The sequence below is a fragment of the Pseudoflavonifractor intestinihominis genome, from assembly GCF_040096055.1.
In the GTDB taxonomy this organism is placed as follows: Bacteria; Bacillota; Clostridia; order Oscillospirales; family Oscillospiraceae; genus Pseudoflavonifractor; species Pseudoflavonifractor intestinihominis.
In genome coordinates this window covers 135,304-159,286 of record NZ_JBBMFK010000001.1, presented here as the reverse complement: position 1 = coordinate 159,286, position 23,983 = coordinate 135,304, and the positions used below count along the sequence as shown (strand labels likewise).

Here is a 23,983-nt window from a genome sequence, read left to right as displayed (position 1 = left end):
CGGCCTGCCTTTCGGCAGGCCGGGGTCCGCTTTTTTCAAAAAATCTTTTGTAAATAGTTGTACAGGGCCAGGTGCCAGCTCTCCCAGGAGTGGGACTGCATGGGGAACACGTCAAAATTGGTGTTCACGCCGCTGGTCAGCCGGGGCTCCAGCTCCAGCAGGGCGGCGTAGTCCTGAAGCTGTCCAGGCAGGGCGAAGTCCAGGGTGCCGCTGGAGACATACAGGTAGTGGATGGGGTAGTCACCAAAGGCCTCGGACTGGATGGTCTCCCGGAAGTAGTCGGCGCTGGTGCGGCTGCCGCTGAAGGTGCCGAACCAGGAGAAGTAGTCCAGGCTGCCGCAGAGCACCGAGTGATAGGTGGTCACTGCCCCACGGGACAGCCCGGCAAAGGCCCGGTGGTCCCGGCTCTCGGCAAAGCCCTGCTCGTCGCAGGTAGCGGCGTAGGTGGAATAGCGGCTCTCCACGGCGGGCATCAGGTCGTTGCGCAGCTCCTGGGCAAAGGAGTAGGTCAGCTGGTCCAGGTCGCCGGCGCAGTCGTCCTCCACATAGAAGGTGGGGGTGACGATGATGAGGGGCTCGATCACCCCCTGGGCGATGAGCTGGTCCACCATGTCCTTGTTCTCGCTGTGCTCCACCAGCCAGGCCCGCTCGGTGTCGCCGGTGCCGTGGAGCAGGTAGAGGATATTGTACTGGGTATCCGGGTCGTACCCGGCGGGCAGATAGACATAGGCCGTCTTTTCCACCTCCCGCTGGTCAGTGGCGTAGGCCTTGGTCTGGTAGGTCAGCTCCTCCACCGTCCCTCCCTGCTCACAGGGCTGGGAGAACCGGTCGGGCACCGCCCAGATGGCCCGTCCGGCGGTCTGTACCGCCCGGCTGGACGCCGCGCTGCCCTGCCAGAAGGCCAGGCCGCCCACCAGCACCACCGCCAGCACCACCACGGTCCAGATTCTGGGCCGGCGGGGCGGGGTCTTGTGGCGGAGCTGGAACACGGTGCCGGCAACGGCGGCAATCAGGGCCACACCTGCCTGGACGAAGAAGCCCAGGTTGAAGAGGGTGGTCTCCAGGTAGTTGGTGGTGATGCCCAGCATCAGCCCCGGCACGGCCACCGCCAGCAGCAGGGCGGGCAGGCGGCTCTGCCAGGCCAGCAGGCACACAAGCAGGAAGAGCACCTCAAACAGGCACAGGTTGATCAGGGGCAGGGCGCTGGCCAGCAGGGCGTAGCGCACCACATCCACCACCGCCACCAGGGCGATGAGAACTATGGCCAGCAGGCAGATGCCCTCTGCCCCAATGGCTTTCTTTTTTCCTTCAGGCGTATGCAAGGCTGGTGCCCCCTCAGTCCTTGGCGGGCCACACAGTGGCCAGGGCAGCGGCGATGACGGTGACCACCAGCAGCACGGCGCTGGCAATCCAGGAGGCGCTCAGGCCGTCCATGTTGATTTTGGAGAGGATGTCGCCGATTTCGTCAAAAGCCAGGTCGATAAACACGGCCAGCCCGGCCAGGGCGCAGACAAAGGGGAGGTACTCCAGGAAGGAAGCCTTCCGGACTGCCACGGCCACCAGCTCCAGCACAGCGGCGGCAGCCAGCAGAATAATAATGGCGGGCGCGTTTTCCCGGGCCTTGGCGCCGGCGTAGACAATGGCGGTCACCACAGCCAGCACGGCGGCGGCCAGTGGGAGAATCCTGCTCTTATTCAACATCTTTTTCATGGTATTGTGTTACGCCTCCTTCTTCTTTCCCAGGCTGCCCCGGACCAGCACCACCACGGCGGCCAGGTCGATGACGGCCAGCACGGCAATCACAGCGTAGGCCGCGGCCTCCCAGTAGGGTGTGGTCTCCACCACGTGCGCCGTGGGGGACAGGCCGTTGACGCCAATGCTGTCGGCCAGATTGTAGAGGATGATATGGCAGGCCTCCCGCAGGTTCTCCAGCAGCTTGGCGTCGGTGGAGGCCTGGTTGATGACGTGGGCATAGAATACAGTGCCCGAGGTGGCCCACATGGTGCTGCCGTTCTCCAGGCCGGCAAAGACGCTCTGGAGAGTGGTATTGATGGCAATATCCGTGTCGATAATGGCGGTGGAGCCCCACTCAGTGCGGACAATGTCTTTCATCAGGCCCGCGCAGGCGCCCGACCAGGTGCAGCCGATGCGGTTGAAGGAGCCCATGGTGCCCTTGACGGCGCCCTCGGTAAAGGCGGCCTCAAAGGCCTTCAGGTAGATCTCACGGATGGCCTGCTCGTTGGAGAAGGTGCAGATGCCCTGCCGGTTGGTCTCCTGGTCGTTGAGGGCGAAGTGCTTGATGTAGGGGATGATGCCCTTGCTCTGGAGGCCCTCCACCTCCACCAGGGCCATCTGGCCGGAGAGGTAGCCGTCCTCGGAGAAGTATTCAAAGTTGCGGCCCGCGTAGGGGGTGCGGTGGATGTTGACGGCGGGGGTGTAGGCGCCCTCGGTGTCGGTGCGCAGCCAGTCCTCGCCCATGGCCTCGCCCACCCGGCGGAGCAGCTCGGTGTTGAAGGTGGAGGCCCGGACCACCTCGCCGCAGTAGCCGGTGGCGGTGCTGCCGTCCTCGGTGTAGGTGCGCTGGTTGTTGCCCTGGGGGCCGTCCTTCATGAACATGGCGGGGTAGGCGATGGAGGGAATGGGAGACAGGCCGGAGCCGGTGACGATCTTCACCATCTCATCCACGGTGAGCTGGTTGAGGATCTTGTCCCAGGCCTCCGTGTCGTCAAAGGCCACTCCGGTCATCTTGGCCAGGGTCATCTGGTTGTCCTGGCCGGTGATGATGGAGGAGATATCGCTGCTGCCCGGCTCATAGCTGCCCTCGGCGTCGATGTCTGCGATCATCTCGTCGGTGGCGGTCAGGTCGGTATAGGTCTCAGGGAAGGTGGTCCAGTCGCTGCGGGTCAGATAGCCGGTCTCGTAGCCGTAGTACTCCAGGCTGGCGCTGTCCAGCCGGTTGGTGATCTCATTGCCGCTGTAAGACTGGTTGAGCAGCTCCTTGGCGGGGTTGCTCCAGCGGTAGGTCAGGGCGGCATCGCCCTCATAGTCCATGCCGTCGGCCACGGTCTTGCCCCGGGCGGCCAGGATATTGTTCAGGGCGTCGTGGGCGCCGTTGCCCAGGGCAAAGTAGTAGTCGCCGGCGTCCAGTACGTAGGTCTTGGCGTCCTTGTAGTCGTAGGAGGCCATGTCCTGCCGGTCCACGGTCAGCTCCACCTGGCAGCTCTCGCCGGGCTGGAGCACATCGGTCTTGGCAAAGGCGGCCAGCTGCACAGCGGACTTCTCAATGCCGCCGGCGGTGTAGGGCTGCTGGAGGTAGACCTGCACCACGCTCTTTCCGGCGGCGGTGCCGGTATTGGTGACCTCCACGGTGAGGGTCAGCCCATCGTCCCCCATCTGGGCGGAGCGGATCTCCTGCTGGTAGGGCTGGCCGTCCTCAGCGCCGTAGCTCAGGCCGTAGCCGAAGGAGTAGCACACCTCGTCGGTGTAGTTCCAGGTGTCGCCCATAAAGGCGCCGGCGGAGGAGGCGGCGTTGGTGCCCGCCGGGTCCAGCACGCTGTCGGCGTAGCGGGTCTCGTAGTACCGGTAGCCCACGTAGATGCCCTCGGCATACACCACATACTTGGTGCCGTTGTTATCCGCGCCGATCTGGGCCTCAATCTCGCTGGCATTGGTGAAGGTGAAGTCCCCGAAGTTCTGCATGGCCGGAGAGGAGAAGGAATCGGCGGCATAGGTGTCCGCCAGATGGCCGGAGGGGTTGATCTCGCCGCACAGGGCCTTGGCCACCGCGCGGGCGCCGCTCTGGCCTACGCCGCCGATCCAGATGCAGGCGTCAATGCCGTACTCCTCCTGGTCCACCCAGCCCAGCTCCATGGCGTTGGAGGTGTTGATGAGGGCGATGACCTTGTCAAACTTGCCGCTGTCCTGGATCTCCCGCAGGACATCCTTCTCCTGCTCCTGGAGGGACAGATACTTGGTGCCGTCGCCAAAGTCGCCGGTGGGCATGTCGGAGCCCTCGCCGCCTACCCGGGAGAAGACCACAATGGCCGCATCGCTGTAAGCGTCGTAGGAGTCCCGCACCGCGTCGGTGTACTCGCTGACAGGCACCTCGGCGATAAAGATGTCCTCCGCCTTGGCGCCCATGTAGCTGCCGTTGCTGCGGGTATAGCCGTCCTTGCCGTCATAGCTCTTGTAGAAGTCCCAGACGGTACTGTTGACCTCAAACATGCCGTCGGCCTACATGGCGTCCTTCAGGTTGACGGCAATGGATGCGTCGATGCCGCCGGCGCCGGTGCCGCCCAGCACCAGGTCCGCCGAGGAGCGGCCGAAGAGGGTCACCTTGGAGCCCTTGGCCAGAGGCAGCGTGCTGTTCTCGTTCTTCAGCAGCACGATACCCTCCCCGGTGACCTCCTCCACCAGGGCGTCGGCCTGGGCCTTCCAGTCCTCCAGGCTCATGCCGTTGTCGGGATAGCGGTCGGTGACCTCCGTTCCGCTCTCGTCCACGGTCTTGTACATGTCGCCGCCTATGGCGCTGCAGATCAGCGACCGGTAGGAGGCTGCGCCGGACGTGACGCCGATGGCCACGGCCAGCAGGGTGCTCGCCACGGCGATGACGCCGCGGGAGGCGGATGCGCTCTTTTTCTTCACTGTGTATTTCCCCTTTCTCCCTGTCTTTTGGTAAGCTCAACATACCACAAATCAAAGGAGATAGGGGGTGTTGGCAAATCCGTCAGATTTTCTGGCAAATCTGTCGCCGCTCAGGGATTGCCGCCCGGCCTGGGCAGAAGGATGCTCACCACGAACAGCTCCCCCTCCTGGCCGATGTGGAGGGTGCCGCCGTACTTCTCCGTAATGTACCGCACGCTGCGCAGGCCAAAGCCGTGGTAGTCCCGGTTGGACTTGGAGGTGACAGGCAGCCCGTCCCGCATGGGCGGGGAGACGGGGCAATAGTTCTCCGCCCGGATGCAGACAAAACCGTTCTTCTCCGCCACCGTCAGGGCCACGCACCGCCGGGCGGCCGGCTCCACGGTCCGCTCATACTCAATGGCGTTGTCCAGGATATTGCCGAACAGGGAGGCGATGTCCGCCTGCTGGAGGAAGGACAGGGCCTCCCCCTGGGCCATGACGGTCATCTCGATGCGGTCCTCCCGGCAGCGGAGCTGTTTCTCGGTGAGGATCACGTCCAGGGCCTTGTTCCCCGTGTTGCTGCTGGTCTCGTACTGAGCCACCGCCGCCTCAATCTCGGACAGCTCACGGCTGTCGCAGCTGCCCAGAGACCGCATAAGGGTGATCTGGTGCTTCAGGTCGTGGGCCTTCATGTTGATGAGGTCCATGCTGTTGCGGGTGATCTCGTACTGCTTCTGCTCCTTGCGCATGAACCGCTCCAGCAGCTGGTTCTCCTCCCGGGCATTGCGCAGGGCCAGCAGGCCGTACTGGAGACACAGCCCGGCAATACAGCACAGGATCAGGGGCGGACGGATAATCCACAGGCTGTCGATGCCGTAGCTCTGGAAGAGGAACTGCATGGTGTACACAAAGAGCGCGGAGGCCAGGGAGATGGCGTACACATAGCGCCCCGGCAGGCGGATCTCCCCGCAGCGCTCGGTCTGCCGGGCAAAGAACCACCAGCACGCCCCGTAGACCACTGCGGTGACGGCCAGGGAGAGGCACGGCCATCCAACCTGGCTGAAGGAGGCGGCAAAGGGCTGGTAAATGAGGTTTTCCACATTGTAGGACAGGTTCTGGGTCAGCTGGGCGCCCACGCAGCAGAAGAGCACCTCCCTGAGCCGGGCCCGGAAGCAGAACAGGCACAGCCCCAGGGACAGGAGAAAGATGGTCAGGGAGAAAAAACCGGACACATAGCGGGCGATAAAGTTGGGAATGACCACCGACAGCACTATATAGACCCCTCCCCCTGCCGTCAGCCGCAGCCAGAAATGGCTCCGGCGGGGCAGGGGCCGGGTAAAGATCAGCTCCGCCGCCAGGATCTGAAGCAGATAGCCGTGGTAAAGGGTGATCTGAAACAGGCCCTCTCCCATCATTTCAAAATCCCTCCGCTCATGTACACCGTCAGCCGGTTCCAGAAGTCGTTTTTATAAGTCCGGGCCACCGAGAGGCGCTCCCCCGCCACGGTCACCTCGCTGCCCGACGCCTGCTCCACGTAGGACAGGTTGATGAGCAGGGAGGCGCTGGCGGCGGCAAAGCCGTTGGCCAGGAAGGCGGCGGTGATGTCCCGCATGGACCCCCGCATCCGGTAGTCGCCGGTCTCCGTGTGGAAATAGAGGTAGTGCTTGCTGCTCTCCACGTACCTGATCTGGGAGAAGCGGACGGTCTGAATCCCGTTGGACACGGGGATATGGAAGCTCTCGTCCACCTTGATGTGGGCGATGGCCTTCTCCAGCTTGATCTTGAACAGGTCGTAGGCCAGGGGCTTGATGACAAAGTCCAGGGCGGCCACCTCGTAGCCCCGGATGGCGTACTGGGCCATACTGGTGAGGAAGATGAGGCACACGTTCTGGTCGGTCTCCCGCAGGCGGCGGGCGGCGTCCAGCCCGTCCATGTGGGGCATGACGATGTCCATGAAGATGATCTGGAAGCGGCCGTCGTACTCGTCCAGGAAGGTGGCCCCGTCCCCGAACACCTGGGCCTGGACCGCCTGGTGGGTCTCGGCCCCGAACCGGTGCACATATTCCAGCATCTGATTGGCAAAAATCTCCTCGTCCTCCACAATGGTAATGGAAATCATGCGCTGTCTCCCTCCGTGTCTCCCCGTCCCGGGGTCCCCTGTTTTGTGATTATTTTATTTTATCATAGCCCCGGGGGATATTCCAGCGCTCTGCCGGCGGTTTTGCCCCTCCTCCCCGCCGCTTTTCTCTCTTCCGGTTGAATTTTGCACGAAAATTTCTGTGAAACCCCGGCCTACCCCCGTTCTTTGTTGACACTGGGGCGGAAATACGATAAAGTAGTGTCTGCTGAATCGATCCTGCGATGTATTTTCCATGCGAGGGAGGATTTCCCGCCATGTTTGACGGCGTTTTATTTGACCTGGACGGCACGCTGTGGAACGCCACCGTCCGTATCTGCGAGGGCTGGAACCGGGCCCTGGCCCGGCACCCGGAGATCTCCCGGCCGCCGGTGACCGTGCCCGAGGTGGAGGCCACCATGGGCCTGCTCCTGCCCGACATCGCCCGCAAGATCCTCCCCAATGAGAGCGAGGAGACCCGGGCCATGATGCTTAAGGCGCAGGAGGACGAGGAGTTCGTGCTTCTGCGGACCCAGGGCGGCGTGCTCTACCCCGCCGTGAAGGAGACCCTGGCCGCCCTCTCCGCTCGGGCAAAGCTCTTTGTGGTGAGCAACTGCCAGGACGGATACATCCAGACCTTCTACGCCGCCCACAAGCTGGACCGGTATTTCACCGGCTTTGAGTGCGCCGGACGCACCGGCCAGCCCAAGAGTTACAACATCGCCCTGGTGGCCCGGCAGTACGGCCTGGCGCGGCCGGTCTATGTGGGGGACACCCTGCTGGACTGCACCTCCGCCCGGGAGGCCGGGGTCCCCTTCCTCCACGCGGCCTACGGCTTCGGCGGCCCCGTTGAGGGCGTACCCGCCGTCCGCGCCTTTGCCGACATCCCCGCCGCACTGGCGGCCATGTGTCCCCCCTGAGGGCGCTTTCTCCTGTGTGCTGTATAAAACTGTAGAGAGGTTTGCATCTATGTCAAAATACGAAGCTGAAATTTCCCGCCGCCGCACCTTTGCCATCATCTCCCACCCCGACGCCGGTAAGACCACCCTGACCGAGAAGTTCCTCCTGTACGGAGGCGCCATCGCCCAGGCCGGCGTGGTCAAGGGCAAGAAGAACAGCCGCGCCGCCACCTCCGACTGGATGGAGATCGAGAAGCAGCGCGGCATCTCCGTCACCTCCTCGGTGATGCAGTTCCAGTACGAGGGCTTCTGCATCAACATCCTGGACACCCCCGGCCACCAGGACTTCTCCGAGGACACCTACCGCACCCTGATGGCCGCCGACAGCGCCGTCATGGTCATCGACGCGGCCAAGGGCGTGGAGGCCCAGACCCGGAAGCTGTTCAAGGTGTGCGCCATGCGGGACATCCCCATCTTTACCTTCATCAACAAGATGGACCGGGAGGCCCGGGACTCCTTCGAGCTGCTGGAGGAACTGGAGAAGGAGCTGGGCATTGAGACCTACCCCGTCAACTGGCCCATCGGCTGCGGCAAGGAGTTCAAGGGCGTGTACGACCGGGGCAGCAAGAAGATCATCCACTTCACCTCCAACGGCGGCGCCAAGGCGGCCACCGCCACCGAGGTGGAGCTGGGGGACCCCAATCTGGACGACCTGATCGGGGAGCGGCTCCACCGGCAGCTCACCGACGAGATCGAGCTGCTGGACGGCGCCGCCGCCGAGTTCGACCTGGACCGGGTACGCCACGGCAAGCTGTCCCCCGTGTTCTTCGGCTCCGCCCTGACCAACTTCGGCGTGGAGCCCTTCCTGGAGCACTTTCTCCGCATGACCACCGGTCCCCTGCCCCGCACCGCCGGCGACACTCTCATCGACTCCATGGACGACAGCTTCTCCGCCTTTGTGTTCAAGATCCAGGCCAACATGAACAAGGCCCACCGGGACCGGATCGCCTTCATGCGCATCGTGTCCGGCAAGTTCGAGGCGGACAAAGAGGTCTACCACGTCCAGGGCGGCAAGAAGATCCGCCTCTCCCGGCCTCAGCAGCTGATGGCCGCCGAGCGCGAGATCATTGAGGAGGCCTACGCCGGGGACATCATCGGCGTGTTCGACCCGGGCATCTTCTCCATCGGCGACACCCTGTGCGCTCCGGGGAAGAAGTTCAAGTTCGACCCCATCCCCACCTTTGCCCCCGAGCACTTCCGCCGGGTGCGCAGCCTGGACACCATGAAGCGCAAGCAGTTTCTCAAGGGCATGGAGCAGATCGCCCAGGAGGGCGCCATCCAGATCTTCAAAACCCCCTACTCCGGCATGGAGGAGGTCATCGTGGGCGTGGTGGGCACCCTTCAGTTCGACGTGCTGGAGTACCGGCTGAAGAACGAGTACAACGTGGACCTCTATATGGAGGGCCTGCCCTATGAGTACCTCCGCTGGATCGAGACCGAGGACGGCGAGCCGGTGAAGGAGGAGGACCTGATCCTGGGCGACGGCGTGAAGCTGGTGGAGGACTACAAGGGCAACCAGCTGCTCCTCTTCGCCACCCAGTGGGCCATCAACTGGACCAGCGAGCGCAACAAGCAGCTCACCCTGCTGGAGTTCGGCGGCGGCTGGCAGAAGTAAGTTTATCTGAAACAATCAGGGAGTGTGCTCCGATGCCGGAGCACACTCCCTGATTGTTTCAATCCCGCCTTGCCATCCCTCCTCCGCTCTGCTATGATGGAAAATAACAGCGGATACCCTCTATTTCTGTCAAATCAGGAGGAAGGATCATGGCCGGCTTTACAGACAAGCCACTCAGCGGGCGCAGCGAAGACATCTTTGACGTGGAGAAGTACATCAAGGGCCTGAGCAGCTTTATTCTGGAGTGCGACACGCCCATGACCGTTGCGGTCCAGGGGGACTGGGGCAGCGGCAAGACCAGCTTTATGATGCTCATCCGGGAGGAGCTGGAGGACAAGGTGCTCCCCGTCTGGTTCAACACCTGGCAGTTCTCCCAGTTCAACCTGGGGGACCGGCTGCCCCTGCTGCTGGTGTCCCGGCTGACGGCCTCCCTGGGCCTCAAGGGCATCCAGGCCGACTCCATCAAGAGCTCCCTGCGCACTCTGGGGAGCGTACTGTTCCGGGTTGGCCTGTCGGCGGCCAGCACCGTCACCGGTCTGGATGTGGCGGGCGCGGCGGAGTCCGCCATGAACTCCGAAGAGGAGGACGTGACCGAGGCCATCTCCACCCTGAAGGCCCGGTTCCAGGACTGCGTGAAGCAGGCCCTGAAGGAGCAGAAGAAGGACCGGGTGGTCATCTTTGTGGACGACCTGGACCGGCTGGAGCCGGCCCGGGCGGTAGAGCTGCTGGAGGTGCTCAAGCTCTTCCTGGACTGCGACAAGTGCGTGTTCCTTCTGGCCATCGACTACGCCGTGGTCTCCCAGGGCATCCGGCAGAAGTACGGCGAGAGCCTGGGCATGGACAAGGGCCGCAGCTTTTTCGACAAGATCATCCAGGTGCCCTTCAAGATGCCGGTGGCCCACTACGACATTGAGAAATTCGTCCGGGCCGCCATGGAGCAGATGCGCCTGCCCGTGGCAGACGCGGCCCCCTATGTGGCCCTCATCCGCACCTCCATCGGCTACAATCCCCGCGGCATCAAACGGCTGCTCAACGCCTTTCTCCTGCTCCAGCGCATCCACAGCGGCGAACACCTGGACCAGGACCACGAAAAGCGGCTGCTCTTTGCCGTGCTCTGTCTCCAGCTGTCCTACGAGGAGGTATACAACTTTGTGGTCCGCAGCAGCGGCCGGCTGACGCCGGAGTTTTTCAACCAGCTGGCCCAGCCTGAGCGGTACGCCGCCCTGCTCTCCGGCGATGAGCTGGACGAGGACATGGAGGAGACCGACCCCCTGCTCCAGGAGCTGTTTGAACAGTGGGGCCTGGACGGCTCCGCCGATGTGAACCGGATCACCGATTTTATGGAGAGCTTCCGCACCGCCCTGGCGGCCTCCGATCAGGCCCTCACCCGGGAGGATCTGAGGCTGCTGGAGAACATCCTCAATTTCTCCGCCACCACTACCGCCGAGGCGGACGTCCCGGTCAGCCGGTTTATCTCCGCCAACGGCAACACCGGCAAGGGCGTACGCTACCAGAACCGGCTGGACGATACGGCCGCTTATCACAAGATCGACGAGCCCATTGTCTTTGACAATCTGCGGAAGCTCCCCGGCTGGAACGGCTCCCAGCTGGAGGCCTTCCGCCTCTTCGGTCAGGAGACGCCTGTCCGCAAATACAGCGCCCTGCTTACCCAGGTGCTGGACATCCTCTATGAGCGGGACCCGGAGAAATTCCGGGCCATTCAGGCCTCCCCCGCCGCTCACGACCTGTCCACCCTCTTCGACTGCAAACGGGACTCCTCCAAGACAGCCCGGGTACCGAAGGCCGGGGTGGACGTGGAGGTCAACAACTCCAGCCACACCAAGGTCAACGACCTGCGGAAGATGATGACCGCCATGGGGTACGCCCCCGGCGAGTTGGAGCTGAAGGTCCGGCTGGCCCACCGGGTGGAGCAGGAACGCGCCGATTGAACCGGCAAAAAAGCGCTGTCCCCATACGGGACAGCGCTTTTTTGTCTCTCTTTACCCCTGCTGAGCGGCAGTCACGGAATGCCGGGCCTTCTGGACCGCAGCGGCCAGGGCCGGGGCGCAGACAATGGCAACCACAGCGTTGAAGGTGGTGGCGGGCAGCTTGGGCACCAGGGCCGCCAGGGCGGGGCCCGCCTGAAGGCCGCCCAGCAGCAGGCCGTCCCAGGCAAAGCCCTTGAACAGGTACAAAGCCGCGTACACCACCGCGCCGGTCACCGTGCCCGCCAGATTCCAGCCGTACCGCTCACCCCGGCGGCCGGCGCTCCAGGCGATGAGGCCCACCGCCACGCCGTAGGCCCCCTTGGTGATAAAGGTGATCCAGCACTCGGAGATGTACAGGGGGTTGGTCATATCATAGATGGCCGAGCCGATGCCCGCCGCCAGGCCGCCCCCCACCGGGCCCAGGAAAATGCCCGACAGGGCGCACATGATGTTGCCCAGGTGAAAGGACGTGGTGCCCACGTTCACGGGCAGGGTGATCCGCAGGGCGGAGCCCACCGCCACCAGGGCGGCCATCAGGCCCGCCATGACGGCAAACATCAGCTTTTGGTCCCTTGTGTTTCTGGAATTGAGAATCATAACGCTTCCCTCCTGAGGATTGACTTGTACTCTCTGATGCTGTATTATACACGCAACTGGCATCTTTAAAATATCCAGTTTTATTATTTTTTATCAGGTCAGTTTGGAGGCGGTTCTGATGTCCACATCCTTCTTTGTGCCCCAGGAGGGGGCTCTCCCCCTCTACGAGCAGATCTACCGCCGCATGGTGGAGGAGATCCGCACCGGCCGCCTGGCCGCCGGGGAGCGGGCCCCCTCCAAAAGGCAGCTGTGCGCCCAGCTGGGGGTGAGCCTGTCCACGGTGGAGACCGCCTACGGCATGCTGGTGGCCGAGGGCTACCTGCAATCCCAGCCCCGGAGCGGATACCGGGTGTGCTCCCTGCTGCCCCTGGACGCTCCGGCGGCGGCCCCTCAGCCCACCGCCTCTGAGCCCGCCCCGGCGGCCCCCGCCCTCAGCGACGTCTTCTCCACCGCCGCCGTGGACACCCACATCTTCCCCTCCTCGGTGTGGGCCAGCCTGACCCGGGAGGCCCTGAAGGACCCGGAGCTGCTCCAGCGGGGGGACCCCCAGGGGGATCTGCCCCTGCGGGAGGCCCTGTGTGACTTTCTCCAGTCCTGTCGGGGCGTGCGGTGCCGCAGCGAGCAGGTAGTGGTGGGCGCGGGCATGGAATACCTGCTCAGTGTGCTCTTCCAGCTCTTTGACCCGGCCACCCCGGTGGCCCTGGAGGACCCGGGGTACAACGCCGCCTACCGCACCCTGGAGAATCTGGGCCGCTCCGCCGTCCCCGTGCCGGTGGACAAACAGGGCATGGTACCCGCCGCACTGGCCGCCTCCGGGGCAGGGGTGGCCTATGTGACCCCCTCCCACCAGTTCCCCACCGGCGCGGCCATGCCCGCCGGACGGCGGACCGAGCTGCTCCGCTGGGCCTACGCCGCCCCCTGCCGCTATATTATTGAGGACGACTACGACAGCGAGTTCCGCTACGCCTCCCGGCCCATCCCCGCCATGCAGGGCATGGACACCGGCGGCCGGGTAGTGTACACCGGCACCTTCAGCCGCACCCTGGCCCCCTCCATCCGCGCCGCCTACCTCATCCTGCCCGAGGCGCTGCTGGAGGTGTACAGGGCCCGGTTTGCCCACGGCGCGTCCACGGTGTCCCGGTTTGAGCAGCAGGTGCTCTGCCGCTTCCTGTCCTCGGGGCAGTACGGGCGGCACCTGCGGCGGGCGGGCAGCCTGTACCGGGCCCGGTGCGCCGCCCTCACCGCCGCGCTGAAGGAGGCCTTTCCCCAGGGCCGGGTGTCTGGAGCCGGGGCCGGGCTCCACTTGCTCCTCACCCTGCCCGGTCGGGATGAAGCCGATCTGGCCGCCAGGGCGGCGGCGGCTGGCTACCGGGTGCGCACCCTGGGGGAGTACTGCCGGGGCGCCTCTCCCCTGCCCGGTTCCCTGGTGCTGGGCTTCGCCGGGCTGGACGCGGCCGCCGCTCCAAAGGCGGTGGGCGACCTGGCACGGGCCTTCGGCGGCATGTGACATCTCCTCTCCCCCGTGCATAGGATACTGCGGAGGCGGGCGGAGCCTGCCGGACGAGAGGAGGCGGTCGGATGGAAGAGACGGATCGGGAGACCCTGGCGCGGCAGCTCTCAGACGCCGACGGGGCGGTGTTCTTTCTGCTGGTGCTGCTCGGTTCTCTGCTGCTCTCCCTCAGCGCCTCCCTCACCCAGCGGCGGCAGCTGTGTCTGGCCCTGGCGGGCAGGACGGAGGAGGCGGCAGCCGTGCCGTCGGTACTGCCGGTGCGGCGGCGGGCCAGCGCGCTGGCCGTAGGGTCCCTGGGCTTTTTCCTCTGTCTGGCCGTCCAGGCCTGGCACAGCCTGACCCCGGAGAGCGGCTGTGCCGCCCGCCGGTCGGCCGGGCGCAACCTGTGGGCCTCCATGCTGGTGCTGGCCGCCGCGGTGGTGCGGCTGGACGACCTGGACGACTCCGCCTCATCTCCCGCCTCCCACACCCTTGCGGGCTGACCGGCCCTGTCAGGAGGAACATTCAATGGCATATTCAGACCTGGAGCTGCTGGCCCGCATTGTCAAGTGCGAGGCGGGCGGCGAGGGACTCAACGGCATGCGGGCGGTGGCCTCGGTGGTGATGAACCGGGTCAACATTACATACGGCGAGTACGGGCGGCTCCACACCGTCCGGGAGGTGGTCTTCCAGCCCCGGCAGTTCGTGTGCGCCATGGAGACCGTGGGTGGACAGTACAACGCCCAGAACCTCTACAACATGTCCCTGGAGCAGACCCACTGGGACGTGGCGGAGTGGGCCATGGCGGGCAACCGCCTGACCAACCTGGGCTTCGCCCTGTGGTTCTTCAACCCGTACAGCCCCGAGTGCCGTCCCTTTTTCCCCTCCCAGGTGGGAGAATTCGCGATCCGCATCGGCGACCACTGCTTCTACAACCCCACCGCCGCCTATGCGGACACCTGAAATCTGGAGGTTATCCCCTATGGCACAGTATTATCCCGGCACAGCAGGAGACATGGCCCTCAACAGCTCCGGCAATGGCGGCTCCCTGGTGGTGCCGCCGGAGGAGAACTTCAACACCCCCGCCATGCAGGGCTCGCTCCAGCAGTTTTTGGCGGACAATCTGGGCGAGTACGTGGTGGTGGAGTTTCTCATCGGCACCAACGCCCTCACCCGGAAGCAGGGCGTGCTCTACTCCGTGGGCCGCAGCGTGCTCACTCTGTACGAGGAGACCAGTCAGACCTTTGTGGTCTGCGACATCTTCTCGGTGAAGTTCGTCACCTTCTATCTCCCCGGTCAGCGGCCCTACCGGGTGCCCGCGGCCACCTACGCCCCGGGCAGCATGTACACCCCCAGCGCGGCCCCCATGCCCGGCGTGGCCATGCCGGGTACGCCGTCCATACCCGGCACGGGCTGGACCTCCCAGCCCGACACGACCCCCATCACCAACAGCGGCACCGCCATGGGCAGCGCCGCCTGTCCCGGCGGCTTCTGCGGCGGGTACGGCGTGCCCATGTCCGGCTGAACCCGAATCTTTGCGCAAAAAATACCCGCTGCCATGTGGCAGCGGGTATTTTTACACATTTCAGGTCCGGACTGTGGAAAATTCAGATCTCCTCCGGGCCCTCCGGATGGCCGCCGAAGGCCTCCACGGCCCGGGCGTCGGCCTCACGCTTCTCCTCGATGGCCTCCTTGAGGAGCATATCCTTCACCTTCATCAGGCGGATGGTGTTGGACCGCTCGTTCTCGTCCAGCTTCATGGAGATATACTTGATGGCCTCCTGCATCTGGGGGATCTTCACATACTCCAGGGCGTTGACCCGGCGGCGGGTCTTTTCGATCTCCTCGGCCAGCAGCTGGGAGGTCTTTTCGATCTGGGCCAGGCGGAGCATGTCCTGGAACACCCCCGCCAGGGCGTCCACCGCGTCGTCCAGCTCGCCGGAGGTGGCGGCGAAGCCATAGGGGTAGATCTCCCCGGCGTCGCTGCTCTTGGTCTTGAAGTGGTACTCCGGCACGTTGACCGACATGATGTTGTGGAAGGTCATGTCCAGCTCCACGCTCTGCTTGGGGTAGAGCAGGGACTGCTCCAGCATCTCGGCGGACATGAGGGCGGAGGCAACGGTGAAGGACCCGTGGGAGCGCATGAGCCCCTCCTCCACCTTTTTCCGCAGGGCGCGGTTTTCCCGCACCACGTCCAGGAACTGCTTCATCAGCTCGTCCCGCTTGTCCTTGAGGAGCTTGTGGCCCCGCTGGGCGGTTTTGAGCCGGGTCTTCAGCCGGGTGAGCTCCATCCGGGTGGGGTTTACATTGATGGCCGGCAAGGGATTCGCCTCCTTTCAAAGTCGGATTCGCCGGTCTGCCTCTCCGCCTGCTCCGGCGGAGAGGTGGGGCGTCACTCCGCCTTCTTGGGGAGGTACTTGTCGATGAGCTCGGGCTTGATGCGCTTGAGCTCGCTTCTGGGCAGGATGCTCAGCAGCTCCCAGCCCAGGTTCAGGGTCTCCTCGATGGAGCGGTTCTCCTCGTTGCCCTGGGCCACGTACCGCTTCTCGAACTCGTCGGCGAACTTGGCGTACAGCAGGTCGGTGGGAGAGAGGGCGCTCTCGCCCAGGATGGACATGAGCTCCTTCATCTCCTTGCCGGTGGAGTAGGCGGCAAAGAGCTGGTTCATGGTGCCGGCGTGGTCCTCCCGGGTCTTGCCGGCGCCGATGCCCTTGTCCTTCAGACGGCTCAGGGAGGGCAGCACGTCCACGGGGGGGATGATGCCCTTGCGGTAGAGCTCACGGGAGAGGATGATCTGGCCCTCGGTGATATAGCCGGTCAGGTCGGGGATGGGGTGGGTCTTGTCGTCCTCGGGCATGGTGAGGATGGGGATCATGGTGATGGAGCCGGGGCAGCCCAGACGGCGGCCGGCCCGCTCGTACATGGTGGCCAGGTCGGTGTACAGGTAGCCGGGGTAGCCGCGGCGGCCCGGGACCTCCTTCTTGGCCGCGGACACCTCCCGGAGGGCCTCGGCGTAGTTGGTGATATCGGTGAGGATGACCAGCACGTGCATGCCCTTCTCAAAGGCCAGGTACTCGGCGGCGGTGAGGGCCATACGGGGCGTGGAGATGCGCTCCACGGCGGGATCGTTGGCCAGGTTGGTGAAGAGCACGGTGCGGTCGATGGCGCCGGTGCGGCGGAACTCCTCCACGAAGAAGTTGGACTCCTCGAAGGTGATGCCGATGGCGGCGAAGACCACGGCGAAGTTGGACGCGCCGTCCAGCACCTTGGCCTGGCGGGCGATCTGGGCGGCCAGGGCGGCGTGGGGCAGGCCGGAGCCGGAGAAGATGGGCAGCTTCTGGCCGCGGACCAGGGTGTTCAGACCGTCGATGGTGGAGATACCGGTCTGGATGAACTCGTTGGGGTAGTCCCGGGCGGCGGGGTTCATGGCCAGGCCGTTGATGTCCCGGCGCTCCTCGGGCAGGATCTCGGGGCCGCCGTCAATGGGGCGGCCCATGCCGTTGAACACCCGGCCCAGCATGTCGCCGGACACCGCCAGCTCCAGGGGGTGGCCCAGGAAGCGGATGCGGGACTCCTTCAGGTTGATGCCGGCGCTGGCCTCAAAGAGCTGGACCACGGCGTTGTCGCCGTTGACCTCCAGCACCTTGCAGCGGCGGACGTCCCCGTTGGGCAGCTGGATCTCGCCCAGCTCGTCGTAGGTGACGCCCTCCACCTTGCGCACCACCATCAGAGGGCCGTTGATCTCCTGTATGGTTTTATACTCGCGGATCATGCCTCCGCCTCCCCTCTCTCGGCCACGGCCTCGATCTCCCGCTCCATCTGGGCGGCGATGTCGGCGTACTCGGCCTGATACGTGCTGCTCTCCACGCTCTTGGCCCGGCCGATGCGCTCCCGGGACGGGATCTCAAAGAGGGCCTGCACGTCCGCCCCCCGGAGAATGGCGGCCCGGCAGAGGCTGTCATAGCGGAGGATCATGGCCAGCAACTTCTCCTGCCGGTCGTACTCGGAGAAGCTGTCCACGTCCACAAAGGCGTTCTGCTGGAGGAAGTCCTCCCGGACCATCTTGGCCGTCTCCAGGGTGAGCTGGTCGGCGGGAGACAGGGAGTCCTTGCCCACCAGCTGGACGATCTCGTTCAGGCTGGCCTCCTCCTGGAGCAGGCTCATGGCCTTGTCCCGGTCGATGAGGAAGGTCTTGCCCAGATGCTCGTCAAACCAGGGCTTCAGGGAGTCCAGGTACAGGGAGTAGGAGTTGAGCCAGTTGATGGCGGGGAAATGGCGCTTGTAGGCCAGGCTGGCGTCCAGGGCCCAGAACACCTTGACGATGCGCATGGTGGCCTGGCTGACGGGCTCGGACAGGTCGCCGCCGGGAGGCGACACGGCGCCCACGGCGGTCAGGCTGCCCCGGCGGTCCCCGTCGGAGCAGATGCAGGACACGCTGCCCGCCCGCTCGTAGAACTGGGCCAGGCGGCTGGACAGGTAGGCGGGGTAGCCCTCCTCGCCGGGCATCTCCTCCAGACGGCCGGACATCTCGCGCAGGGCCTCGGCCCAGCGGGAGGTGGAGTCGGCGATGACGGCCACGTCGTAGCCCATGTCGCGGAAGTACTCGGCGATGGTGATGCCGGTGTAGATGGACGCCTCACGGGCGGCCACGGGCATATCGGAGGTGTTGGCGATGAGCACGGTGCGCTTCATCAGGCTCTCGCCGGTGCGGGGGTCCTTCAGCTCGGGGAACTCCCGCAGCACGTCGGTCATCTCGTTGCCGCGCTCGCCGCAGCCGATGTAGATGACGATGTCCACGTCGGCCCACTTGGCCAGCTGGTGCTGCACCACGGTCTTGCCCGAGCCGAAGGGGCCGGGAACGGCGGCGGTGCCGCCCTTGGCGATGGGGAACATGGTGTCGATGATGCGCTGGCCGGAGCACAGGGGAGCCTTGGGGGGGTATTTGTGCTTGTAGGGGCGGCCCACACGGACGGGCCACTTCTGCATCATGGTCAGCTCATGCTTGTCGCCGTTCTCGTCCCGGAGGACGGCCACGGTGTCCAGCACGGTGAAGGACCCGGCCTGGATGGACTCGATGGTGCCCTTCAGGCCCACGGGGACCATGATCTTGTGGAGCACCACGGCGGTCTCCTGGACGGTGCCGATGAGGTCGCCGGCGGACACAGCGGCCCCGGCCTCAACAGTGGGGGTGAAGTCCCACTTCTTCTCCCGGCTCAGGGCGGGCACCTGCATGCCGCGCTGGATGGTGGCCCCGGCGATCTTCATGATCTCCTCCAAGGGGCGCTGGATGCCGTCGTAAATGTTCTCAATCAGGCCGGGGCCCAGCTCCACGGACAGAGGGGCGCCGGTGGTCTCCACCACAGCGCCGGGGCCCAGGCCGGAGGTCTCCTCGTAGACCTGGATGGAGGCCGAATCCCCGTTCATGGTGAGGATCTCTCCGATGAGCTTCTGCTCGCCCACACGGACCACGTCGGCCATGTTGGCGTCGGACAGGCCCGCGGCCACCACCAGGGGGCCCGAGACCTTGACGATTTTTCCGCTCAATGTTTCAACCTTCTTTCTGACAAACGCTCAGGCGCGCGAAGCTCCAATATGCGCGCTCCGGCGCTTCAGGTCTGAATTGGTAAGGTGACAGGTTTGCCGGTGGATGGGCTTTTATAAGATGTCGGCGCCCACGGCCCGCTCCACGGCGATTCTGATGTTGTCCATGCCGATGCCCAGGCTGCCGGCCTTGCCGGGGATGAGGATGATGGCCGGGGTCAGCTCGTCCTTGTAGCGGTCGATCTCCGGGCCCATCTCGGCGGCGTACTGCTCGGTGAGGTACACCACGGCGCAGTTCTCCTTGGCCAGGCGGTGGAGGATGGTCTTGGCCTCCTCCACGGTCTCGGCGGGGCAGACCTCCAGCCCCAGGGCCTTGAAGCCCATGACGCTCTCCCGGTCCCCCAGGACGGCGATTTTCCAGTTAGACATAGCTCTCACGCAGCCTTTCCCGGATGGTATCCGCGTCCAGCCCGGCCAGACGGCCGGAGAGGATGACCCGCACGTTGGTCAGCTCGGTCTCCCGGGCGGCCAGGTAGCCGATGAGGGGGGCCTCGCCGAAGGCCACGTACCGGGCCCCCGCCAGGTAGGCGGTGACGGCGTCGTCACAGAGCTTCTCAAAGTGGGTGAGCCGTCCCCCCGCAATGGCGGCGGTGCCGGCGGCGGCCGCATCCCGCAGGGCGGAGGTGGTGTAGATCTCCTCGATGGAGCCGCCGGAGGACACGGCGGAGAGGATCCGCCCGGTGTCCACGTTGCCGCCCCGGAAGAGGACGCCCTTGAGGAACTCCGCCCCCTTGCCCATGCGCAGGGTACGCACCACGCTGCGCAGGTTGGCCGCGTCCACGGTGATGCGGACGTACCCGGCCAGGAAGGCGCTGCCCGACTTGCTGGCGATGTCGGCCATGTCGGCGTAGCAGGCCCGGTCCAGCACGAAGTCGGCCAGCTGGGGGTCGCCGGTGGTGCCCAGCACCTCCCGGGCCTCCCCGGCGGCGGCCTGGAGGATACCCGGCAGGCCCCGCAGGTCGCCGGAGCGGAGCTTCTCCGTCAGCTCCTCCACGCTCACCCGGCCGGCGGACACCAGAAGCCGCTCCGGGTCCACCCCCATGGCCTCGGCCTTGAGCAGGGTCTTGATGTTGTGGTAGTCGTATTTGACCTTGAAAACCTCCAGAATCTCCGGATGAGGGGCGGAGGAGGTGAGATCCTTCAGCGTCTTGTCCCGCTCCTGGGTCAGCACCCGGTCCAGCTCATCCAGATCCACTCTGGGCATGTCGGGCCAGCCGCACTCGGTGAGGACCTTGACCGCGTCCTCCGGCGTTCTGGCCTCCAGCATGCGCTCCAGCCGCTCGCCGTTGAGGAGGTTGCGCTCCATGGACTTGATGCGGGTGGAGAGGAAGAGGTAGTCGGTGTCTTTGATCTTTGGCAAGCCGTGATTCCTCCTTTCGAGAGGAAGTGATTCCGGGCGGCTCTCCCGCCCCGGGCTGGGAAATTAGTCGAAGAGGACCTTGGCCACCTCGCCGGAGATGTTCTCCCGCTGGAGGCGGACCAGCGTCTCAAAGGTACAGTTGGTCTCCACGTCGCCGTCGGACAGGATGATGCCGCCCTTGATGGGCCGGGTCTCCTCGGCCAGGGTGAGCATGCCGGTGCCCGCCAGGATGGCGGAGGCGCCGGTGACCACCTTGTCCAGGATGGCGCCGGCCTTGGTGTCGGTCAGGTCGTTGGGGAGACGGGGGGCCACCTTGCGGGCCAGGGCGTCGTTGGCCTTGGTGACCACGGCCTTGCCCACCCGGTTGCGGTCCTTCTGGGAGAAGATGACCTTCTCCCGGCCGGTGCGGGCGGCCTTGACGGCCAGGGCGGCCAGGAGCTCGATGTACTCCTCGTCGGGGAGGGTACACAGCTTTTCCAGCGCCATGGTGAAGGCCTCGTCCAGCACCTCCTGCTTGGCGGCCAGGACCAGCTTGCGGGATTCCATCTCCGCCATGCTCTCCAGCCGCTTTTCCCGCTCGGCGGCGGAGCTCTCACCCCGGGCCACGATGGCGGCGCTCTCCTTGTCCGCCTGCTCCCGGCAGCGGCGGGTGATCTCGTCGGCCTGAGTCCGGGCGGTGGTCAGGACCTCGTTGATCTCCCGCTGGGCGTCGTCCTCCATGCGCTGGGTAATCTTTTCAATTCCATTCATGGCGTTTCACCTCAGGCGGCGAAGAAGAAGATCATCAGGAAGGAGGCCAGCAGGCAGAGGATGGCGTAGAACTCCACCATCAGGGCCATCAGGATGCCCTTGGAGGCCTGGTCGGGGCGCTTGGCCACGATGCCGATGCCGGCGGCGGCGCAGCGGCCCTGGGCGACGGCGGTCACATAGCCGCCGATGGCCATGGGCAGGCAGGCGCCGAACACGGCGATACCGGCGCCGATGTCCAGGGTGGGCACGCCGCCGAGCAGGCCCATGTTGAAGATGGCCCAGAACCAGATGACCAGGCCGTACAGGCCCTGGGTGCCGGGCAGCAGCTGAAGGATCAGGGTCTTGGCGAACTTGCTGGGGTCCTCGGACACCACGCCGGCGGCCGCCTCACCGGCGATACCCACGCCCCGGCCGGAGCCGGCGCAGGACATACCAACCGCCAGGCACGCGCCGATAAAGGCGATGCCGGTACCGATCAGGTTTTGCAGTTCCATAACTTATTCCTCCTCAATGATATCCACGTATTTGGTATTGTAGGTCATGGGCTGGAATGCCTGGCCGCCCTCCTCGTAGAACTTGCCGAAGAACTCCAGGTACTGGAGTCGGGCCGCGTGGACATAGGTGCCGATGATGTTGACGCCCACGTTGAACACGTGGCCGATAAGGAACACCACCACGAACAAAATGACGCCGCCCACGCTCAGGCCGCCCAGGGTACCCAGGGTGTTCATTACGCTGGCGATGACCGAGGTGGCCAGCATGAGGGCCATCAGGCGGGAGTAGGACAGCACGTCGGACAGCCAGCTGGTCACGTCATACAGGCTGGCCACGCCGCCGAACAGCTTGCCGAAGAAGCCCCGCTTGGTGTGGCCCTGGGTGGCGATGAGGATAACGCAGCCCACCAGGATCCACCACCAGGGCTGGCCGGCGGCCACCAGGCCGATGGACCCGAAGAAGAGCCACCAGGGCACCACATCCAGCAGTCCGTCGGCGGGATGGCCGTCCCGGAAGCACATATAGATGTGGATGCACTGGCCGAACACCAGCTGGATTACGCCGATGACCACAGCCATAATCAGGGTGGTCATGGGGTCGTTGATGGGGTTGACGATAATACCGTTGCTGAAGGTCTGGAGCCACTGGGGCAGTCCCTCCATCGGGATGCCGAACATCTGCTCGGCCACCTTGGGGATCACGTCGCCGAAGAATCCGCCGGTAAAGATGCCGCAGATAAGGGTGGAGATACCCATATACTGGCCCAAACGGAACATATAGCCCATCGTGCCCTTGGGGTTGTACTTCCTGGTGATGACAAAGCTGATGGCCCAGATGATGATGCCGTAGGCCACGTCAGCAAACATAAAACCGAAGAAGAACAGGAAGAACCAGAAGATCAGGGGGTTGGGGTCGATGCCCCGGTAGGCGGGCAGGGAGTACATCTCGGTGACCATGTTGATGGGGGTCATCCACTTGGGGTTGTGGAGCAGGATGGGGGGCTCCTCCTCTTCCAGGGGGTCGGAGGTCTCCCAGGCGCAGGCGAATTTCAGCATCTCCGACTCGGCCCTGGGGATGCCCGGCTCGCTGATCCACCCCTCCAGGAACACCACGGTGCCGTTGGTGAGCAGGCGCTCCTTGGCGCTCTCCTTGCTCAGCTCGGCGGTCAGCCGGTCGGAGCACACCTGGAGATCCCGGCGGCAGTCCGCCATGGCGGCGATCTCCCCGGCTGTCTTCTCCCGGCGGGCCCGGAGTTCCTCCAGCTCGCCGTCAATGCGGGCGATGTTCTCCTCCGCCGTACCGTTGAGATCCTTGAAGGTGACGGTGGAGAAGGACCAGGGGCGGACGGTCTCGGTGACGGTCTCCGCCTCGGCCCGGTGACACATGATAAGCAGATACTGCAATTCCCGGTCGGCGCTGACGGGGAACAGCTCCGCCGAGGGGGCCGCCTGGGCCAGCGCCTGGCGGACCTCCCTCAGGTCCACCGCCGCGGGGCAGGTGTGGAAGGAGACCCGGGCGTGCTCCGTGCCGCCGGTGTTCAGGTTCAGGTCCAGGCCGGACCAGGGCACCAGACTGGCCCGTTGGCCGGTGAGCCGGTTATCCTGGGTGAACAGCTGGGAGATGCGCTGCACCCGGGTGTTGATCTCCGCCGCGCTGTGGAGGGCGGAGTTCATGGCCGCGTCGCTCATGAACTCCTGTTCCTTGATGGTGCGGCGGTGGATGAACAGGCCTTTTTTCTCGGGCGCGTACTTCTGCAGGGCTTCCAGCGCACCGTTGACGGCGTTCTGCCTGGCCTTCACATCGCTCAGAGCGGAGGTATCCCGCTTGAGCAGGGCCATCCACTCCGGGTCGCTGAGCTCCGCCTGGGGCTCGGTGACCTCCACGCACCCGGCGTGCAGCAGCCGCTGGAGCAGCTCGTCCCGCTGGGAGGCCAGGGCGATGACCCGCAGCCGTTTCATCTTGACGATGGCCATTAGATGCTCACAACCCTTCCGACTATCAGTTCCACCGCCGCCGGCAGCCGCTCACGGGCGGCAGACCGGAGCGCATCACAGGCGCTGCGCTTTTCCGCCAGGATCTCTTCGGTACGGCGGGCTGCGCGGCTCTCCGCCTGGGCCATGGCCTCCTTGGCCTGGGCCTCGGCCTGGGCGTTGGCCTGCTCGATCAGTGCCCGCCCTGCCTTTTCCGCGTCGGATACCAGCTTTTTGGCCTCAGCGGCCGCGCCTGCCCGACGGGACTGGGTGTCCTGCTCTGCCTCCGTGATCTTTTTCATCGCTTCCAGGGACATGATTTCACCGCCTTCCAGTGTGGGACCTTCAAATTAAATTCTCCCACTTATATAGAATAATAGACGAGTCCGCAATAGATTGCAAGCATTTTTACCCGAAACG

General features: G+C 64.9%; 23 protein-coding genes. 7 read left to right on the top strand and 16 right to left on the bottom strand.

Annotated features, from left to right (window positions below):
- Window positions 1-35: 35 nt before the first annotated feature.
- From WMO64_RS00770 to WMO64_RS00745, 6 genes are all read right to left on the bottom strand, one after another.
- Complete coding sequence (locus WMO64_RS00770) at window positions 36-1,322, bottom strand: alpha/beta hydrolase (protein ID WP_294518881.1); 1,287 nt, start codon at window positions 1,320-1,322, stop codon at window positions 36-38.
- A gap of 13 nt (window positions 1,323-1,335) precedes the next feature.
- Window positions 1,336-1,710: a hypothetical protein gene (locus WMO64_RS00765; protein WP_349230680.1), complete on the bottom strand. Its 375-nt coding sequence runs from the start codon at window positions 1,708-1,710 to the stop codon at window positions 1,336-1,338.
- Between the two features lie 9 nt (window positions 1,711-1,719).
- A complete protein-coding gene (locus WMO64_RS00760) occupies window positions 1,720-4,224 on the bottom strand; it encodes a glycoside hydrolase family 3 protein (protein WP_349230679.1) in 2,505 nt (834 codons plus the stop codon).
- Window positions 4,225-4,233: 9 nt separating this feature from the next.
- The gene (locus WMO64_RS00755) at window positions 4,234-4,644 is read right to left on the bottom strand and encodes a glycoside hydrolase family 3 protein (protein ID WP_349230678.1); all 411 of its coding nucleotides are present in this window, start codon (window positions 4,642-4,644) and stop codon (window positions 4,234-4,236) included.
- Between the two features lie 110 nt (window positions 4,645-4,754).
- Window positions 4,755-6,038 (bottom strand): ATP-binding protein, encoded by a 1,284-nt coding sequence (locus WMO64_RS00750; protein ID WP_349230677.1) that lies wholly within the window; start codon window positions 6,036-6,038, stop codon window positions 4,755-4,757.
- The gene (locus WMO64_RS00745; RefSeq protein WP_349230676.1) at window positions 6,035-6,742 is read right to left on the bottom strand and encodes a LytR/AlgR family response regulator transcription factor; all 708 of its coding nucleotides are present in this window, start codon (window positions 6,740-6,742) and stop codon (window positions 6,035-6,037) included. Before WMO64_RS00745 ends, WMO64_RS00750 begins: the two co-directional genes overlap by 4 nt.
- A gap of 275 nt (window positions 6,743-7,017) precedes the next feature.
- Between WMO64_RS00745 and WMO64_RS00740 the strand changes: the two genes are divergently transcribed.
- The 3 genes from WMO64_RS00740 to WMO64_RS00730 all read left to right on the top strand — a co-directional run bounded on the left by WMO64_RS00740 (window position 7,018) and on the right by WMO64_RS00730 (window position 11,262).
- Window positions 7,018-7,659, top strand: a complete 642-nt coding sequence (locus WMO64_RS00740) for an HAD family hydrolase (protein ID WP_349230675.1) — start codon at window positions 7,018-7,020, stop codon at window positions 7,657-7,659.
- Between the two features lie 49 nt (window positions 7,660-7,708).
- A complete protein-coding gene (locus WMO64_RS00735; protein WP_349230674.1) occupies window positions 7,709-9,313 on the top strand; it encodes a peptide chain release factor 3 in 1,605 nt (534 codons plus the stop codon).
- Between the two features lie 149 nt (window positions 9,314-9,462).
- Entirely contained in the window at window positions 9,463-11,262 is a 1,800-nt protein-coding gene (locus WMO64_RS00730; protein ID WP_349230673.1) for a KAP family P-loop NTPase fold protein, read from the top strand.
- 51 nt (window positions 11,263-11,313) lie between these two features.
- Here the strand turns inward: WMO64_RS00730 and WMO64_RS00725 are convergent, their stop codons facing one another.
- Entirely contained in the window at window positions 11,314-11,898 is a 585-nt protein-coding gene (locus WMO64_RS00725; RefSeq protein WP_294518853.1) for an ECF transporter S component, read from the bottom strand.
- 118 nt (window positions 11,899-12,016) lie between these two features.
- On the opposite strand from WMO64_RS00725, the gene pdxR reads away from it, so the two are divergent.
- From pdxR to WMO64_RS00705, 4 genes are all read left to right on the top strand, one after another.
- Window positions 12,017-13,405, top strand: a complete 1,389-nt coding sequence (gene pdxR, locus WMO64_RS00720) for a MocR-like pyridoxine biosynthesis transcription factor PdxR (protein ID WP_349230672.1) — start codon at window positions 12,017-12,019, stop codon at window positions 13,403-13,405.
- 71 nt (window positions 13,406-13,476) lie between these two features.
- Entirely contained in the window at window positions 13,477-13,890 is a 414-nt protein-coding gene (locus WMO64_RS00715; RefSeq protein WP_294518847.1) for a hypothetical protein, read from the top strand.
- Window positions 13,891-13,915: 25 nt separating this feature from the next.
- Window positions 13,916-14,350, top strand: coding sequence for a cell wall hydrolase (locus tag WMO64_RS00710; RefSeq protein WP_294518844.1), 435 nt, complete (start codon window positions 13,916-13,918; stop codon window positions 14,348-14,350).
- A 19-nt stretch (window positions 14,351-14,369) separates the two neighbouring features.
- On the top strand, window positions 14,370-14,912 hold the full coding sequence (locus WMO64_RS00705) for a hypothetical protein (RefSeq protein ID WP_349230671.1): 543 nt from the start codon (window positions 14,370-14,372) through the stop codon (window positions 14,910-14,912).
- Window positions 14,913-14,994: 82 nt separating this feature from the next.
- Here WMO64_RS00705 and WMO64_RS00700 read toward each other — a convergent pair whose 3' ends face one another.
- The 9 genes from WMO64_RS00700 to WMO64_RS00660 all read right to left on the bottom strand — a co-directional run bounded on the left by WMO64_RS00700 (window position 14,995) and on the right by WMO64_RS00660 (window position 23,880).
- A complete protein-coding gene (locus tag WMO64_RS00700; protein ID WP_294518687.1) occupies window positions 14,995-15,708 on the bottom strand; it encodes a V-type ATP synthase subunit D in 714 nt (237 codons plus the stop codon).
- Window positions 15,709-15,779: 71 nt separating this feature from the next.
- Window positions 15,780-17,159, bottom strand: coding sequence for a V-type ATP synthase subunit B (locus WMO64_RS00695; protein ID WP_294518689.1), 1,380 nt, complete (start codon window positions 17,157-17,159; stop codon window positions 15,780-15,782).
- Window positions 17,156-18,931 (bottom strand): V-type ATP synthase subunit A, encoded by a 1,776-nt coding sequence (locus tag WMO64_RS00690; protein ID WP_349230670.1) that lies wholly within the window; start codon window positions 18,929-18,931, stop codon window positions 17,156-17,158. The genes WMO64_RS00695 and WMO64_RS00690 overlap by 4 nt, the downstream gene beginning before the upstream one ends.
- A 111-nt stretch (window positions 18,932-19,042) precedes the next feature.
- On the bottom strand, window positions 19,043-19,357 hold the full coding sequence (locus WMO64_RS00685; RefSeq protein ID WP_294518695.1) for a V-type ATP synthase subunit F: 315 nt from the start codon (window positions 19,355-19,357) through the stop codon (window positions 19,043-19,045).
- On the bottom strand, window positions 19,350-20,348 hold the full coding sequence (locus WMO64_RS00680; RefSeq protein ID WP_294518698.1) for a V-type ATPase subunit: 999 nt from the start codon (window positions 20,346-20,348) through the stop codon (window positions 19,350-19,352). The genes WMO64_RS00685 and WMO64_RS00680 overlap by 8 nt, the downstream gene beginning before the upstream one ends.
- A gap of 63 nt (window positions 20,349-20,411) precedes the next feature.
- A complete protein-coding gene (locus WMO64_RS00675; RefSeq protein ID WP_349230669.1) occupies window positions 20,412-21,098 on the bottom strand; it encodes a V-type ATP synthase subunit E in 687 nt (228 codons plus the stop codon).
- A gap of 11 nt (window positions 21,099-21,109) precedes the next feature.
- A complete protein-coding gene (locus WMO64_RS00670) occupies window positions 21,110-21,592 on the bottom strand; it encodes a V-type ATP synthase subunit K (RefSeq protein WP_294518704.1) in 483 nt (160 codons plus the stop codon).
- Window positions 21,593-21,595: 3 nt separating this feature from the next.
- On the bottom strand, window positions 21,596-23,566 hold the full coding sequence (locus WMO64_RS00665; protein ID WP_349230668.1) for a V-type ATP synthase subunit I: 1,971 nt from the start codon (window positions 23,564-23,566) through the stop codon (window positions 21,596-21,598).
- Window positions 23,566-23,880 (bottom strand): hypothetical protein, encoded by a 315-nt coding sequence (locus tag WMO64_RS00660; protein ID WP_294518711.1) that lies wholly within the window; start codon window positions 23,878-23,880, stop codon window positions 23,566-23,568. Before WMO64_RS00660 ends, WMO64_RS00665 begins: the two co-directional genes overlap by 1 nt.
- Between the last annotated feature and the right edge of the window lie 103 nt (window positions 23,881-23,983).

Excerpts from the sequence above, each read along its gene's own strand:
- WMO64_RS00715 (WP_294518847.1), top strand. The coding sequence starts at position 13,477 with ATGGAAGAGACGGATCGGGAGACCCTGGCGCGGCAGCTCTCAGACGCC.
- WMO64_RS00725 (WP_294518853.1), bottom strand. The coding sequence starts at position 11,898 with ATGATTCTCAATTCCAGAAACACAAGGGACCAAAAGCTGATGTTTGCC.
- WMO64_RS00705 (WP_349230671.1), top strand. The coding sequence starts at position 14,370 with ATGGCACAGTATTATCCCGGCACAGCAGGAGACATGGCCCTCAACAGC.
- WMO64_RS00750 (WP_349230677.1), bottom strand. The coding sequence starts at position 6,038 with ATGATGGGAGAGGGCCTGTTTCAGATCACCCTTTACCACGGCTATCTG.
- WMO64_RS00765 (WP_349230680.1), bottom strand. The coding sequence starts at position 1,710 with ATGAAAAAGATGTTGAATAAGAGCAGGATTCTCCCACTGGCCGCCGCC.
- WMO64_RS00675 (WP_349230669.1), bottom strand. The coding sequence starts at position 21,098 with ATGAATGGAATTGAAAAGATTACCCAGCGCATGGAGGACGACGCCCAG.
- WMO64_RS00685 (WP_294518695.1), bottom strand. The coding sequence starts at position 19,357 with ATGTCTAACTGGAAAATCGCCGTCCTGGGGGACCGGGAGAGCGTCATG.
- WMO64_RS00710 (WP_294518844.1), top strand. The coding sequence starts at position 13,916 with ATGGCATATTCAGACCTGGAGCTGCTGGCCCGCATTGTCAAGTGCGAG.
- WMO64_RS00665 (WP_349230668.1), bottom strand. The coding sequence starts at position 23,566 with ATGGCCATCGTCAAGATGAAACGGCTGCGGGTCATCGCCCTGGCCTCC.
- WMO64_RS00695 (WP_294518689.1), bottom strand. The coding sequence starts at position 17,159 with ATGATCCGCGAGTATAAAACCATACAGGAGATCAACGGCCCTCTGATG.
- WMO64_RS00670 (WP_294518704.1), bottom strand. The coding sequence starts at position 21,592 with ATGGAACTGCAAAACCTGATCGGTACCGGCATCGCCTTTATCGGCGCG.
- WMO64_RS00740 (WP_349230675.1), top strand. The coding sequence starts at position 7,018 with ATGTTTGACGGCGTTTTATTTGACCTGGACGGCACGCTGTGGAACGCC.
- pdxR (WP_349230672.1), top strand. The coding sequence starts at position 12,017 with ATGTCCACATCCTTCTTTGTGCCCCAGGAGGGGGCTCTCCCCCTCTAC.
- WMO64_RS00660 (WP_294518711.1), bottom strand. The coding sequence starts at position 23,880 with ATGTCCCTGGAAGCGATGAAAAAGATCACGGAGGCAGAGCAGGACACC.
- WMO64_RS00730 (WP_349230673.1), top strand. The coding sequence starts at position 9,463 with ATGGCCGGCTTTACAGACAAGCCACTCAGCGGGCGCAGCGAAGACATC.
- WMO64_RS00745 (WP_349230676.1), bottom strand. The coding sequence starts at position 6,742 with ATGATTTCCATTACCATTGTGGAGGACGAGGAGATTTTTGCCAATCAG.
- WMO64_RS00760 (WP_349230679.1), bottom strand. The coding sequence starts at position 4,224 with ATGTTTGAGGTCAACAGTACCGTCTGGGACTTCTACAAGAGCTATGAC.
- WMO64_RS00735 (WP_349230674.1), top strand. The coding sequence starts at position 7,709 with ATGTCAAAATACGAAGCTGAAATTTCCCGCCGCCGCACCTTTGCCATC.